Genomic DNA, 14603 nt, shown 5'->3' with positions numbered 1-14603 from the left:
TTAAGACGATTTCTGTATACTTTTCCATTCATCGCGCGGGATGAACAGCTTCACCGGCGTTCCCGTACTCAAGTGCTCGATCGACTGGCCGCTCAGCATATCCACCGTGACCGGCAAACCCGCCACATCCACCTCAAAGCGAAGCACGTTTCCGAGAATCGAGACGTATGACACCTTTCCGTCCGCAACGACACCGTTTTCGTTATCACCTGCCGCCGTGTCCATCCGGATCGCTTCCGGGCGGACCGCGAACATGTCCCCTTGCTCGGGCAAGCCATGAACGGGCAAGCCCTTGAGCTGCTCGCGGCTCCAAACGTTGTAGTTGCCGATAAAGCGGGCCACATACTCGCTTGCAGGGACGATATAGATTTCATTCGGCGTGCCCGCCTGCTCAATGCGTCCATGATTCATGACGAAAATGCGGTCGGAGATCGTGAGCGCTTCTTCCTGATCGTGCGTCACGAAAATGGTGGTCATGTTCAGCCGCTTCTGTATGAGACGAATCTCGTTGCGCAGCGAGCGGCGAATCTTGGCGTCGAGCGCGCTGAGCGGTTCATCAAGCAGCAGCACCGTCGGGTTCTTGATCAACGAGCGGGCGAGCGCGACCCGCTGCTGCTGTCCGCCGGACAATTGGCTGGGGTAGCTGGCTTCCTTGCCCTTCAGGTCGATAATGGAAAGCATTTGTTCCACTTTAGGACGTATTTCGTGCTTTTTCAACCCGTCCATTTTTAATCCGAATGCAATATTGTCGTACACATTCATATTCGGAAACAGAGCGTAGGATTGGAATACCATCCCCACATTTCTTTTCTTCGGGGGCAGATTCGTAATGTCTTTGCCGCCGACGGAAATGCTTCCTTCATCAATCGCGTTCAAGCCGGCAATCGCCCGCAGCAGCGTACTTTTGCCGCAGCCGCTCGGACCCAGCAAAGTGACGAATTCCCCTTCCTCGATGTCCAGGGAAACTTGGTTCAGCACTCTGTTATCGTTAAAACTTTTCGACACGTTTTGAATCCGGACGAAGCTCAAACGGGTTCCCCTCCTTGGCATCAGACGTTACGGCAGTCCGAGGCTTACGCTGACCGAATTTCAACACGAGGACGTAAAGGATCAACACCAGCAGAAAAAAGGTAACGATCGTGGCGCTGGAACGATGTCCGTCCGTACCCAGCATATGATACAAGTACACTTGCACCACTTCGTAGCTGCCTCCGACAAGCATGTTGGCGAGCACGAATTCTCCGAAAACAATCGAAAAAGAGAGCAGACTGGCGGCGATGATTCCCGGCATGATATTGGGCAAAATGACCTGCGCGAATGCGGCCGGTTTGTCCGCTCCGAGCACCTCCGCCGCTTCCATGAGTTCCGCCGCGTTTACCGAGCGGAGCGAGTTACGCGTACTTTGGTACACGAAAGGCAAAATGATGATAAAGTACACGCCGATCAAAATCCAAATGGTGCCCGAAATGGCGAACGGCGGCGACGAATAGAGCTTGATGAGGCCTACCGCAGCGACGACTCCGGGGACGGCAAAAGGCATCAGCACAACCGATTGCAGCCATCGTTCCAGCTTCGGAACATAGAGCGACACGATAAAGATCGTTGGCACCATCACAATCAGCGACAAAACGACGGTGACCGAGGCGACCAGGAAGGAGCGCCCCAAAGCCAGCAGGAACCGGTCATCTGAAAACAAGGCTGCATAGGAATCGAACGAATAACCTTTCGGCAAAATCGTATGGTCCCATACCGTGCTGATCGAGAACAAAAAGGTGACCAGAAGCGGCAGCAGCAGAAAGGTAAGAATGACGATCACCACGAAGAGATGCCCGATGCGGGAAGCAGCCGATTTCTTTCCGGATACGCCGTTCATGGCAACCCGCCCCCCTTCCTGGCGAGACGCAGCATCTTTTCATTGATCCAAAGAGCGATGACCAAGATCACAAATAAAATAACCGCCATCGCGCTGCCGAGCTCCACCCGTGGAAACACATCGCCGGCGACAAGGCCGCCGATTTGAATGGAGAGCAAATTGAAGTTATTCGTAACGAGAGCGTAAGCCGTCGCATAGGCACCCATCGCGTTGGCGAACAAGACGCTGAACGTGCCCACAAGGGCGGGCAGCAGCACCGGCACGCCGATGCGCAGCCAGAATTGCGCCGCGCTCGCTCCGAGCAGCGATGCCGATTCTTTCCACTCCTCCTTGATGGCATAAAGCGAAGGATAGACAATCAACAGCGCAACCGGGATTTGAAAATAAATATAGACCCAGGCAAGGCCTTTCCAGGAGTAGAGATCAAAGACCAAAAAAGAGAGGCCCAGCTGCTTGAACAGCAGCGTGAGCATCCCATTGGTTCCGAGCAGCGCCATAAACCCGAAAGCAAGCGGCACGCCGGCGAAGTTCGTCATCATGTTGGAAAGGCTGAGCATCCGGTCGCGGGCCTTCTCCGAAAAGGTCGTAAAGGAATAAGCGCCGATTGCGGCGACGGCCAAACCAACAAGCGCGGACACGAGCGACAAGATCACGCTGTTCTTAATCGCCGCCGTATAGAGCGGGTGGGTAAGCCCTTTAACATACTGGCCAAGGGTAAACCCTTGGCCGCCTTCGTTTTGAAAACTGGAGATGAGCATCATGATGGCCGGTAACAGCAGAAAGGCGAAAATCCACAGGAAGAAAGGAACGAGCAGCAGAAGCATTATTTTATGCCGACTTGTACTTCTTCCTGCCATTTGACGCTAAGCTCCTTTACGGTGTTTTCCCACACTTTGAAGTCTTTGATCGGCTTCGTGTTCTTGTACTGGTCCTGCGGGATGAGCTTCGCTTCCACATCTGCCGGCAGCTTCACGCTCGTGCGAATCGGGCGGGCGTAGCCTTTGGCGAGGTTGATCTGGCCTTCGTCGCTGAAAATATACGCTCTGGCAATTTTCGCCGCGTTCGGATGAGGGGCCCACTTGTTAATGATCGTGGCATATCCGCTGATGACGCTGCCTTCGGAAGGAATGTTCACTTCATATTTGTCCTTGCCGAATTGATCGCGATATCCGAGTGCGTTGAAATCCCATAACAGCGCGACGGCCACTTCGCCTTTCTGAATATTGGCGACGGACACGTCTACTTTGGAAATGAGGTCTTTGTCTGCGAGCTTCTTGAAGTAATCGAGGCCCGGCTGGATGTTGCCTTCGTCTCCGCCGTGCGCAAGGGCTGCCGCCAATACAGCATGCTGAGCTTGCGCGGCTTTCGTTACATCGCCGACGGAAATTTTATAGCCGCTTGCGTTCTCAAGATCGGCCCAGCTTTTCGGGCACGTTCCTACGAGGTCCTTGTTGCAGAAGAAACTGATACTGCCGGTGTAGGCGACCATCCAATGGCCGTCCTTATCTTTGGCCCAATCGGGCACTTCGTCCCAATATTGGGTTTTGAACGGCTGGGTCACACCCTTCTGGACCGCCAGGTTTCCGAAGGCGATGCCGACGTCTCCGATATCCGCGGTCGGTTTGTTTTTCTCGGCGTCGAACTTGGTGATTTCTTCGGCGCTGCTCATATCGGTATCGGTATGTTTGAGTTTGTACTTGTTGTTCAGTTGATCCCAAGTGTCTTTCCAGTTGGCCCACGTATCGGGCATGCCCACACTGACAACTTGCCCTTCTTTCTGTGCGGCGGACACAAGCTCCTCGATGGATTCGGTACCCCCCGATGCTCCGCTCCCGCCTTTGTCGCCGGATTTGCCGCACGCCGCGACACTCAGCGCCAGTACGACAACCGCAGCAACGGTTATCCATTTGTTCCCCCTGCTCAACACTTTCAACATTCGACATCCTCCTCATGGGATCGGTTGGCCTGTACGATGGTGTTGTTTTCTTGTGGGATACCAAAATTATAAACGCTTACTTTTTGAATGGTCAACAACATCCCACGCCGATATCCAACAGAAAACAAGTCATCGTGTGGTTTTATTTTGGATTTTATTTGTTATCACACGATTTAACCGAATCCTCATCTATGTAAAAATTTTTCAGGTGCCGGCTCAGCTCTCGAACATCTTTGGCCACCGGGGCCATATGGTCAAGTCCCGTCAGCTCGGTAAGCGTGGCGTTCGGTACCGACTTTGCCGCCGAACTGGCGGCATACATCATATACGCGGGGCTGTCGCTGCCGATCATGACCAAGGTGCGTGCGGAGACGCCCCGATATTTGTCCTCCATCGAGTCCAGACGCGCCACTTCACGAATTTCCGATTCCAACGAATGTAACAGCTGGACGGTCTCGTTTCTTTCCCCGCCTGTCATCGCCCACCGTAAAAACAGCCGGAGAAGCGGTTTCGGAATTTTATCGAACGGAGACAGCAGCCGCAGGCCATGGATGAAGAGGAGCAGCGCTTCGGGATAATCCCGACGGTCCAAAGCCTGTCTGAATTCCTTTAACCAGCCGTGAGGAATGGATTGATGAACGGATAACCCGGGCTCGTACAAAGCGATTTTCCGCACCGGGTACACCAGCGCCGTCTCGAGGACGACCAATCCCCCGTAACTGTGGCCGAACAAGAAGGAAGTGCCGGTCGCCTGCAGAATCGCCGCGGCGTCCTCACATTCCTTATCCATGTCGTACGCTTCGCCTTGAGGCCCGCTTTTGCCGCGCCCCCGGCGATCCATGACATGAACGGTGAAGGTGTCGGAAAGCGCCATCGCCAAACGCAGATAGTGTCTGGAGGTACCGAGCGCACCGTGCACGATGAGCAGACCCGGACCTTGTCCCGAGGAGAAAAAGCTGATCGGCGTGCCATCCGGCGAAATGATTTTATTTTCGGCGAACTTGCTTTGAATTCCCCACATGCGCGGTTACACCCCCTTCCTCCCTATTATGAGCGTGCACACGAAAGAGACTGCATCCGCGGATGCAGTCTGTTTACGATGAAGTTATTTCTCTTGGTCTTCGCGATCGGACGTCTCGTCGTCCCATTTTTCCGCTTGGGGTTCGATATCCTGTCCCTGCTTGATCTTCCGTTCCTGCTCCGGAGAATTGTCGTCACGGTCCTCTTCGTTACGGATTTTGTCGCCCGTCATTTTATTCATCGATTGCGCCTCCTTATGTTACGTTTGTGCTTCATTACCCGGACGCCGGAAGCAGAAAACCAGCTAGTGCGGCTGTCGTCCCCGCCTTATTTCATTAAAATTTTATAAGCCTTGCAAGTCTGCCAAAACTTCTCAGTTTCAACCGAGTATAAGAGATTTATAGATGCAGCCCATTTTCAATGAAAGGGAGGGAATCGGTTCTATTCGCAGCAGCCCGTCGCACCTTGGTTATTTCACATACATGGAGGTTGCTTTTTTTGCATTTTAATAGAAAAAAAAATACCGGTTATGCGGTAAGCCTCGCTTTTGCCGCCTTGTTTTTCTTCACCGGCCATTCCGCGAAGGCAGCTCCCGCCGCACCGATCATCACGGCTTACACTCAGCCTGACGGAGCTGTATTTCAAGCGGAAAAGCAAGGCGATGACATATTCAACTGGACCGCGGCGCAAGACGGTGCGGTCATTGTCCAAAACAAAGACGGTTATTGGTATTACGCCGAAATCAGAAACAACCGCCTCGCGGCCGGTCCCGTGAAATACGCGGCTCAGCCGCGGCCTGCGCACGTATTGTCTGCCGACGATATGGCCCCGCTTCATCTCTACTTCAGCCGGCTTAGAGAGGCATCGACGCTCGAAGAAGACCGTCCGTCCAAATCGGCGGCGTACGCCAACGGAGAGCTCCGCACGACGCAAAGTCTTTCGAAGCCTCACCCGATGCTGGTACTGCTCGTCAACTTCAACAACGTTTCCATGTCCACTGCCGAATCGCAATGGCGGCAGCTTGTATTTGGCGATTCCGGCAAAACCGTGAATCAATATTACAAGGAGAACTCCGCGCAGCGCTTTTACTTCACACCGGCTCAAGAGACCGCCGGCACGCCGAATGACGGAATCGTGACGGTGACGCTCAATCAAAATCACCCGAATACGGGCGGCAATCCGAATCAGCTCAACCGTCAATTGGTGGCGGATGCGTTGAAAGCGGCGGATTCTCAAATCGACTATTCTTCTTACGATACGAACCACAACGGCTATATTTCGGCCGATGAACTGCACATTGTGACGATCATCGCCGGACAAGAGGCCTCGTACCGGGATTCCTCCTACAACGCAAGCTTGCCGAGCGTATGGGGACATCATTGGGCGATGCCGGACTCGTCTTCTCCCACAGTCGACGGAGTGAAGCTGCTCAGCGCCGCCGGCGGCGGCAGCTATACGCAATTCGGCGAGCTGCAGGGCAGACATCAAGCGACGATCGGGATCATTGTGCACGAATTGGGACACGACCTGGATCTTCCCGACTTGTATGACGTCGATCCGAATAACAGCGGGGATACGAACGGAGTGGGCGGCTTCAGCGTCATGGGGGCCGGCAACTGGTCCGCGATTCCGGGCGAATATGCCGGGACGACGCCCGTACATTTGGATGCCTGGTCCAAAATATTTCTAGGATTCGCTTCGCCGGTTGAGGTGCCTTACGGTACGGATGTCTCGGCCACTCTCAAAGCATTCGATACGACCAATCCCGGCGCCTATCAAATTTACAAAGTGAAAACCGGGAATCCCGACGAGTACTTCTTGCTCGAAAACCGCCAGCAAGGCGCGAGAAGCGGATTCGACCAAGGATTGCGCGATTACACCGCACAGAGCGGCATCGCCATATGGCATATCGATTCCAATGTCATCCGCAATCATTTCAACGCCGTGAATGATGTCAATCCGAAAGGCGTGGACTTGGAGAGCTTCGACATCTCTCCGGATGACCCGTTTTACCATGACGGTGATATATTTGACCGCTATCATCCGCCGGGAAGCACAAGCCACAACGGAACCGAAACCGGTATTTCCGTCGTCGTGCCCGCTAGCTCTTCTTACAGCATGCCGTTCCTGGCGGGAAAAGGCCCCGCTATCGCGGCTGCACCGAAGCTGGCTTCGACAGCCGACAGTTTCACCTATGCTTCACAATGGGATGAAGCCGCGACATTATATTACGAGGCCGTCCCTTCCGGCTCTAAAGCGCCGAGTGTCGTCCAGATCATGCGTGGACAAGACAGCGCCGGCCGCACCGCCGCCTTCGCCGGCCGGTTCTCCGTGACTGGCGGCAAGCCGGGGACGATTGCGTTGAGCGGATTGACAGCTTCCACGTCGTACGATTTTTATGTGCTCGGTGTGGATGCAAACGGACATCTGGGGATGTCGGATATCCAAAGCTTCACGACCAGCCCGCCGGCTTTACCGCCTTCTACGCCTGTGCCTGCGGTCATACCGCCGACCGCCGCGGTTCCAGCTGTTCCTGCGGTTCCGGTCGTTCCGGCTATTCCTTCGACAGGCGGCAATGCGGCGGTTCCGGTCGTTCCGGCTGTTCCGCCGACCGGCGGATCTACAGTGGTTCCGCCAGCGGGACCACAAGTCAAGTCGGCTGGAGATCGGGAAGTGATCTTCGAGCAATTGACGCCGGAAGCGGTCAACGGCGCGAACGTGTGGAAGATCGATGCAGGCCTGCTGGGCCAAGCCTTCGAAGCGCTGCAATCCCGGCAAGCGTCGGCCGGTAAAATCCGGATCCCGGTCTCGTTGTCCGACGGACAGCCGGCCATCGTCGAATTGGCGGCGGATGCACTGGTGAAAGGGGCTCGGGCGGACGCGAACGCGGTAATCTCCGTGACATCCGACAGCGCGTCTTATGAATTACCGGTTCGCGCGATAGACCTTGCCGCGATCGCTCAAAAACTCGGCGTCTCGTTGAAGGACGCTGTCGTTCAGGTGCAAATCGCGCAAGTGGGCGGCAGGCTGCTGGATGAAATGGAGGGGCATGGGTCGTACGCCGGACTCCATTTCGTCGGCGCGCCTGTCGAGTACACGGTCACCGTTGCAGGAAACGGCAAAACGGAAGAGCTCCGTGATTTTGGCCGTACCTATGTGTCCAGAACCCTTGTGCTTGAACAAGCGGTAAACCCGTCGAGCGCCACGGTCGTGATGTACGATCCGGATACCGGCCGCTTCTCGTTCGTTCCCGCCACCTTTAGCGTATCGGGCGGCAAAACGGTCGTGACGCTTCAACGTACCGGCAACAGCATTTACACTGTGGCGCTAGCGCAAAAGTCATTCGCGGACATCCGCACTCACTGGGCCCGCGATGACATCGAACTGCTCGCGTCGAAATCGCTGCTGAAAGGACTGTCGAATACGTCCTTCGGACCGAATCAAGCGGTCACGCGCGCGCAGTTCGCCGCGATGCTCGTACAGGCTTTAGGCTTGCGCGAGACATCGGCCGCAGCATCCTTCAAGGACGTTAAAGCTTCGGATTGGTACGCCGGATATGTGGGCGCGGCCGTGCAAGCCGGGTTAGTCCAAGGATTCAGTGACGGCCGTTTCCGGCCCAATGACCGAATCACCCGGGAACAGATGGCCGCGATGATCAATAACGCGGCGCGTTTTGCCGGCCAACCGCTGGCCGATCAGGCGGACCGCTCCCGGTTGGGCGTGTTCAAGGACCGGTCCTCCATCAGCGCCTACGCGCTGGATTCTGTATCGAATGTCGTCCAAGCGGGGATTATGACCGGCATGAAACCGAATGAATTCCGTGCCGCCGACTTTGCGACACGCGGCCAAAGCGCATCGATTCTCAAGCGCTTGCTTGTCCATTTGCAGTTTATCAATTAACGCGACACTGGCCGATGCCTGCGGGCATCGGCTTTTTATTTGGGGCTTTCGAGGTTAGTCTTCCCTAACGACATTGAGCCAAATTACAGAGTCGTCAGCAGCCATCTTATGCGCTGTAAGATCATTTTGCCGAATTACAGCAGCCATGTTCTAGGACATTCAGAAATTAAATTTTACATTCTCTATTACATCTCTATACTTATATTTATAGGCACCAACTATCGTTGTGCTGCAAATAGAAGGAGGAATTTCGTTGGCACAAAAAATCAAAGCCGGCATTGTCGGTTACGGAAACCTGGGCAAAGGCGTGGAAAAAGCGATCGCGCAAAACTCCGACATCGAACTGGTTGCGGTGTTCACCCGCAGGCAGCCGGATCAGCTGCAGTCCGCATCCGGCGTGCGCTTCGAGCATATATCGGCCGCCGAGCAATATAAGGGAAAAATCGATGTCATGATCCTGTGCGGAGGCTCCGCAACGGATCTTCCGGAACAGACGCCGGTCATCGCCAAAACGTTCAATACGGTGGACAGCTTCGATACGCACGCGAAAATTCCTGAATTTTTCGAGACCGTGAACGCAGCAGCCAAACAAGGCGGCACGCTGAGTGTCATTTCCACCGGCTGGGATCCGGGTCTATTCTCGCTCAACCGGCTGCTCGCGGAAGCGATTTTACCGCAAGGAAAAGATTACACCTTCTGGGGCAAAGGCGTGAGCCAAGGGCATTCGGACGCTATTCGCCGGGTGCCGGGCGTGAAAGCCGGCGTGCAGTACACCGTTCCGGTGCAAAGTGTGATCGACCGCATTCGTAACGGCGAGACGCCGGATTTGACGACCCGCGACAAACACCTTCGCGAATGCTTCGTCGTCGCGGAAGAAGGCGCGGACAAAGAACAGATTCGTCAGGCCATCGTCTCCATGCCGAACTACTTCTCGGATTATGACACCACCGTGCACTTTATTTCCGAGGCGGAGCTGAAAGCGGACCACCAAGGGATGCCTCACGGCGGATTCGTCATTCGCAGCGGCATTACGGGCGAAGGCACCAAACAAATTGTGGAGTTTGGCCTGAAGCTGGAGAGCAACCCCGAGTTTACGGCCAGCGTACTGGTCGCTTATGCGAGAGCGGTTGTCCGCCTCAGCAGCGAAGGACAGACCGGCGCGAAAACCGTGTTCGATATTCCGCTTGGCTATCTGTCGCCTAAGTCGCCGGAGGAGCTTCGCCGCGAATTGCTGTAACCTCTCATCGTATGGTTAAGATCCTGTCGCCGCGTGCCGGTGGCAGGGTCTTTTTTACATTGCATGAATATCACTTTAAAGCGATAAAGTAATTTAATCGGTCTATAAAATTTTATTAATTGGATTATCCCCCCCTGTTTCCCGTAAAATGTTTTAATACAAACTTATCGCTAGATTGTGCGAACCGAAAAAGATAAAGGAGTGCAGGAAACCATGACGACTTCGAGCGCCGGGCAGACAGCCAAACAGTATGTTCAATCGGTCTACGATACGGTGATCCGGCGAAATCCGCATGAAAGCGAATTTCACCAAGCCGTGAAAGAAATTTTAGATTCCTTGATCCCGGTGTTTGAAAAGCATTCGAAATACATGAACCACGGCATTCTGGAGCGCATCGTCGAACCTGAGCGGGCGATCACCTTCCGGGTCCCCTGGGTGGACGACAGCGGCAAAGTCCAAGTGAACCGGGGATACCGGGTTCAGTTCAACAGCGCGATCGGGCCATACAAGGGCGGACTCCGGTTCCATCCATCCGTCAACGCGAGCATCATCAAGTTTTTGGGCTTCGAGCAAATTTTCAAAAACTCTTTGACGGGGCAGCCCATTGGCGGCGGCAAGGGCGGATCCGACTTCGATCCCAAAGGGAAGTCGGACAACGAAATCATGCGCTTCACGCAGAGCTTCATGACCGAACTGTACAAATACATCGGTCCGGATATCGATGTGCCGGCCGGCGATATCGGCGTGGGCGCCCGGGAAATCGGCTATATGTTCGGCCAGTATAAGCGGATTCGCGGCCACGAGGCAGGCGTTCTCACGGGCAAAGGCCTTGGGTACGGCGGCAGCCTTACGAGAACGGAAGCGACAGGTTACGGCTGCGTTTATTTCGTGAATGAAATGCTGAAGTTCAAAGGGCTGAGCTTTGAGGATAGCACGGTGATCGTTTCCGGCTCAGGCAACGTATCCATCTACGCCATCGAGAAAGCGCAGCAGCTCGGCGCCAAAGTCGTCGCATGCAGCGACTCCAACGGCTACGTTTACGATCCGGACGGGATCAACCTGAAAACCGTGAAACGACTTAAGGAAGTCGAACGCAATCGGATCAGCGAATATGTGAAAGAGCATCCGCACGCCGTGTACAGCGAAGGGTGCGAAGACATCTGGTCGATCAAATGCGATATCGCCCTGCCTTGCGCCACGCAAAATGAAATTAACGAGGAAGCCGCGAAAACGTTAGTGGCCAACGGAGTCAAAGCGATTGGAGAAGGCGCCAACATGCCCTCGACCCTCGAAGCGATCGAAGTGTTCCTGAACAACCATGTGTTGTTCGGACCGGCCAAAGCGGCCAACGCAGGCGGAGTTGCGGTATCCGCACTGGAGATGTCCCAGAACAGCATGAGATTGTCCTGGTCGTTCGAAGAAGTGGACGCGAAGCTGCACCAAATCATGAAGAACATCTATGAGAGCAGCGTGATGGCAGCCGAAGAATACGGCCATCCGGGCAACCTGGTGGTCGGTGCCAACATCGCCGGATTCCTCAGGGTCGCCAATGCCATGCTCTCTCAAGGCATCGTGTAAGTTTGTCCCGAAAAAACGCCGTTCCCCTGTGACATTGCGGGGAGCGGCGTTTTTTAACAACTTTCATCGTATAATGAGCTTATTGAAAAAAGAAACGGGGGTGTGGGGAATGCCGGTCAAAGCCGTGTTGTTCGACTTCGACGGAACGTTGGCGGATACGCTGCCCGCTTCGTTTAAAGCGTTCCGGTCGGTGTTCGAGAAATACGACAGGATGTCGCTAACCGAAGAGCGAATTGTGGCCATGTTCGGACCGACGGAAGAGGGGATCCTGGGGAAATATTTGAAGAACCGATTCGCATTTTCCGAGGCCGTTGAACAGTACTATGAGGTTTACAAACAAAGCCATGCCGATTTGGTGCCTGATCACCCGGAGATGATCGAGTTGTTGGCTAAGCTGAAAAAAAACGACATCCTCATCGGCGTCGTGACCGGGAAAAGCGACAGAGCGTTCCAGCTGTCGGCTGAAGCTCTGAAGCTAAAGGCGTTCTTCGATGCAGCCATTACCGGGGACGACGTGAAGCAGCCGAAACCCGATCCGGAAGGCGTGTTGGCTGCGCTGAAGCAGCTGGGAGCATCCCCTGAGGAAGCGGTATTCGTGGGCGACAGCAACGCGGACATCAAGGCCGGCAAAGACGCCGGAGTACGCACCTTTGCCGTGCAATGGCTGTCGGTTTCGCAAAGCACCCAATATGACGTTCAGCCGGACGGGGTATTCTATCGTATTCAAGATTTTCAGGACTGGTTGGCCAGGACAAACTCCGCATAGCATTCAGCGCGTTAAATTCAACAGAAAATGACGCAAATAGTCGTAGTCCTGTTTCCTGCCCATTTTAGCGTAAAACCGGAGCCCATCCAGCCCTTTGTAGTATCGGGCTCCCAGCATCCTTTCCTTAAAAAACGGCAATTCGATGCCTTGTCGCTCCTGATACTCCCGAATGCGACCCGCCAAATTTTCGCCGGAAAGGATGTTCTCCGCGATCGACACATCGATCAGAAAATCCCCATATACACTGTTGGCGTCCAAAATACCGGTGATCTTTTGGCCATCCGACAAGATATTCCACGCGTGGCAATCATTGTGTACGAAATGACGGTGCGGAGCATTGTAGGAGCCGAACTCCATCAATCGGGCGTAGCATTCGTCAAATACGTCTTTCTCCAAAAATGTGGTATCGAACAGTTCGGTCCAGTTCCCCCAGAAGTTCCCGGTCTGATCTTCGCCATAAAAGGAAATCAAGTACTCCATCCAGCTGCCGTAGACTCCGTTGCCGTCCGCCTGAATCCATCCATAACCGCTCGTATCGCCCAGATTGACGTGATTGATTCGCGAAATGAGCTCGATCAAATCCGGCAGCAGGGCTTTTTTCCGCTCGACGGGAAGTTCCGCCAGCATTTGGCCCTGTACGCGTTCCGAGACGGCATATGCCAGATGTCCGGCTTGCCCCAGGCTCACCATCCGGGGATAGGGAACGCCTTGAGAGCAAAGAAGCTGTGAGATATAGCTCTCCGTGCGAAACGCCCCCGCCAAGTCGCTGAACCGGATCACACACCCTTCTTCGTCCATGCCGAACGAATATACAGCACTCAGGTTGCCCCCCGTTAACAACTGCAGGTCCTGCACCGGATGACCGTAAAGTTCCTCCAGCAGCTTACCTACTGCCGTTGAGTCCAGTTCAGGCTTTTCATATGCGGTCATGGACCGATCACCTCTCTTGCCGCAGATGTTGTTAACCGTGCGTTCCTTCGGTAACCAGTAACACAGGGCTTCTTCTCGGCTTAGCGGCCAATAAGGCCCATACCAGCACGCTCAGCAGCACGACAGCCAGAATGGCGAACAGCCATCGCGTACCATAGGCGCCGAACTGGTCGAGACACCAGCCGGTTAGCTTCGGGAACAATGCGCCGCCTACGCCGCCGCTGGCAATGAGAAGACTGGTGGTCCGCTCAGTCAGCCCGGTAACAGTCCGGTTGGCGAACACGAGCGCGATCGCGAACATGCCGGACATGACCAAACCGGAGCCGGCCGCCAGCAGGAACGTTGCCGTCGTTCCGTCCAGTCCGACCATGAGCGCAAACAGCACCGCATTCGCCGAGCACATCGCGACCAAATAGGCCGCTCCGCCCCACCGGTCCGCCGCATGTCCGGCCGCCATCCGCCCGATTGTCATCGTCGCCCAAAATAAACTGATCGACAATGAGGCGGTGGATTCCGCCAAATGGTTGTTTTGAACCATTAAAGACGGAAGATAATGAATGAAGCTCATTTCCAGCCCGACATACACGAGGAAAAAGAGCATGCACACCGAAAGCACGAGGCGGCTTCTGGCCGCTTTGGGCATGGGGCTTGCAGCTTCATGACGCTCCTCTTCCCCATGTGCAACCGGATTGTCCAGAAGGCTCGGCCAAAACAGCAGCCAGAGCAGCCATGCGGCCGCGGCCAATATACTGACCAAGGCGAACGAGATCTTCCAAATGCCGAGAGAAATGAGCAGCGAACCTACGAACGGCATCAGGAGCGCTCCGAGACCGAAGAAGATCTCGACCCGGCTCATCGCCTTATTCGCATTGCCGGCCGCCGCCGCGATCACGAAAGAACCGACGAGCGCTTCCACCGTGCCGAGACCTAATCCTGCCAGCGGAGAAACTAGAAGCATAGTCAACCATGGAGGCTGCAAAAGATAGACGGCTTCGCATACCGCGATAAGTGCGAGCATGGACAAAATAATGCCTTTTTTACCGATCCGGGCCATGAGCCAGGGTGCGCACATAATGCCAACCATCCCGCCCAGGAACTGATTCATGACGAGCTGGCCGCCGTCTCCGTACTGCACGCCGTAAGCGTGAACCATCGGTTCCATTACCGTTCCGAGTACCACCTGTCCGAACCCGGTTACCAAGTAGACGATACAACCCAAGAAGACAAGCCGGGCCATCGATTGTTCTCCTTTCATCCGAATCCCATTTATGAACTTCCCTATCATACCACGAGAATATTGAAAAATGGCCGCTTTCGAGTTTTGGAACATGATAATATCAGGATAGATACTGCGAAGGAGGCG

The 14603-nt window shown here is 54.7% G+C and carries 12 protein-coding genes; 4 read left to right on the top strand and 8 right to left on the bottom strand.

Going from position 1 to position 14603, the window contains the following annotated elements; all coding sequences use genetic code 11:
- The 6 genes from E5161_RS19200 to E5161_RS20915 form a co-directional block, all read right to left on the bottom strand.
- Positions 1-1029 (bottom strand): ABC transporter ATP-binding protein, encoded by a 1029-nt coding sequence (locus tag E5161_RS19200; RefSeq protein WP_136779502.1) that lies wholly within the window; start codon positions 1027-1029, stop codon positions 1-3.
- Positions 989-1873: an ABC transporter permease gene (locus tag E5161_RS19195; protein ID WP_136779501.1), complete on the bottom strand. Its 885-nt coding sequence runs from the start codon at positions 1871-1873 to the stop codon at positions 989-991. The genes E5161_RS19200 and E5161_RS19195 overlap by 41 nt, the downstream gene beginning before the upstream one ends.
- Positions 1870-2730: an ABC transporter permease gene (locus tag E5161_RS19190; RefSeq protein WP_246042444.1), complete on the bottom strand. Its 861-nt coding sequence runs from the start codon at positions 2728-2730 to the stop codon at positions 1870-1872. Before E5161_RS19190 ends, E5161_RS19195 begins: the two co-directional genes overlap by 4 nt.
- Positions 2697-3809, bottom strand: a complete 1113-nt coding sequence (locus tag E5161_RS19185; RefSeq protein WP_136779500.1) for an ABC transporter substrate-binding protein — start codon at positions 3807-3809, stop codon at positions 2697-2699. Before E5161_RS19185 ends, E5161_RS19190 begins: the two co-directional genes overlap by 34 nt.
- A gap of 154 nt (positions 3810-3963) precedes the next feature.
- On the bottom strand, positions 3964-4830 hold the full coding sequence (locus tag E5161_RS19180) for an alpha/beta fold hydrolase (protein WP_136779499.1): 867 nt from the start codon (positions 4828-4830) through the stop codon (positions 3964-3966).
- 84 nt (positions 4831-4914) lie between these two features.
- Positions 4915-5070 carry a hypothetical protein gene (locus E5161_RS20915; RefSeq protein WP_169306771.1) on the bottom strand — a complete coding sequence of 52 codons (156 nt, stop codon included), beginning with the start codon at positions 5068-5070 and terminating at the stop codon, positions 4915-4917.
- 257 nt (positions 5071-5327) lie between these two features.
- Between E5161_RS20915 and E5161_RS19175 the strand changes: the two genes are divergently transcribed.
- The 4 genes from E5161_RS19175 to E5161_RS19160 all read left to right on the top strand — a co-directional run bounded on the left by E5161_RS19175 (position 5328) and on the right by E5161_RS19160 (position 12310).
- Positions 5328-8729 carry a M6 family metalloprotease domain-containing protein gene (locus tag E5161_RS19175; RefSeq protein WP_169306770.1) on the top strand — a complete coding sequence of 1134 codons (3402 nt, stop codon included), beginning with the start codon at positions 5328-5330 and terminating at the stop codon, positions 8727-8729.
- A 253-nt stretch (positions 8730-8982) separates the two neighbouring features.
- Positions 8983-9966: a diaminopimelate dehydrogenase gene (locus tag E5161_RS19170; RefSeq protein ID WP_136779497.1), complete on the top strand. Its 984-nt coding sequence runs from the start codon at positions 8983-8985 to the stop codon at positions 9964-9966.
- 213 nt (positions 9967-10179) lie between these two features.
- On the top strand, positions 10180-11544 hold the full coding sequence (gene gdhA, locus E5161_RS19165; protein WP_136779496.1) for an NADP-specific glutamate dehydrogenase: 1365 nt from the start codon (positions 10180-10182) through the stop codon (positions 11542-11544).
- A gap of 109 nt (positions 11545-11653) precedes the next feature.
- Positions 11654-12310: an HAD family hydrolase gene (locus E5161_RS19160; RefSeq protein WP_169306769.1), complete on the top strand. Its 657-nt coding sequence runs from the start codon at positions 11654-11656 to the stop codon at positions 12308-12310.
- 3 nt (positions 12311-12313) lie between these two features.
- On the opposite strand, the gene E5161_RS19155 is transcribed toward E5161_RS19160, so the two are convergent.
- On the bottom strand, positions 12314-13240 hold the full coding sequence (locus E5161_RS19155; RefSeq protein WP_136779494.1) for a phosphotransferase family protein: 927 nt from the start codon (positions 13238-13240) through the stop codon (positions 12314-12316).
- Between the two features lie 31 nt (positions 13241-13271).
- The gene (locus E5161_RS19150) at positions 13272-14477 is read right to left on the bottom strand and encodes an MFS transporter (protein WP_136779493.1); all 1206 of its coding nucleotides are present in this window, start codon (positions 14475-14477) and stop codon (positions 13272-13274) included.
- Between the last annotated feature and the right edge of the window lie 126 nt (positions 14478-14603).

Source organism: Cohnella pontilimi (assembly GCF_005049045.1).
Taxonomy (GTDB): domain Bacteria; phylum Bacillota; class Bacilli; order Paenibacillales; family Paenibacillaceae; genus Cohnella; species Cohnella pontilimi.
This window is presented reverse-complemented; position numbering and strand designations above follow the sequence as displayed.

Bases quoted from the DNA above. Each gene is read 5' to 3' on its own strand.
- E5161_RS19185 (WP_136779500.1), bottom strand. From the start codon at position 3,809: ATGTTGAAAGTGTTGAGCAGGGGGAACAAATGGATAACCGTTGCTGCG.
- E5161_RS19155 (WP_136779494.1), bottom strand. From the start codon at position 13,240: ATGACCGCATATGAAAAGCCTGAACTGGACTCAACGGCAGTAGGTAAG.
- E5161_RS19160 (WP_169306769.1), top strand. From the start codon at position 11,654: ATGCCGGTCAAAGCCGTGTTGTTCGACTTCGACGGAACGTTGGCGGAT.
- E5161_RS20915 (WP_169306771.1), bottom strand. From the start codon at position 5,070: ATGAATAAAATGACGGGCGACAAAATCCGTAACGAAGAGGACCGTGAC.
- E5161_RS19150 (WP_136779493.1), bottom strand. From the start codon at position 14,477: ATGGCCCGGCTTGTCTTCTTGGGTTGTATCGTCTACTTGGTAACCGGG.
- gdhA (WP_136779496.1), top strand. From the start codon at position 10,180: ATGACGACTTCGAGCGCCGGGCAGACAGCCAAACAGTATGTTCAATCG.
- E5161_RS19180 (WP_136779499.1), bottom strand. From the start codon at position 4,830: ATGTGGGGAATTCAAAGCAAGTTCGCCGAAAATAAAATCATTTCGCCG.
- E5161_RS19190 (WP_246042444.1), bottom strand. From the start codon at position 2,730: ATGGCAGGAAGAAGTACAAGTCGGCATAAAATAATGCTTCTGCTGCTC.
- E5161_RS19195 (WP_136779501.1), bottom strand. From the start codon at position 1,873: ATGAACGGCGTATCCGGAAAGAAATCGGCTGCTTCCCGCATCGGGCAT.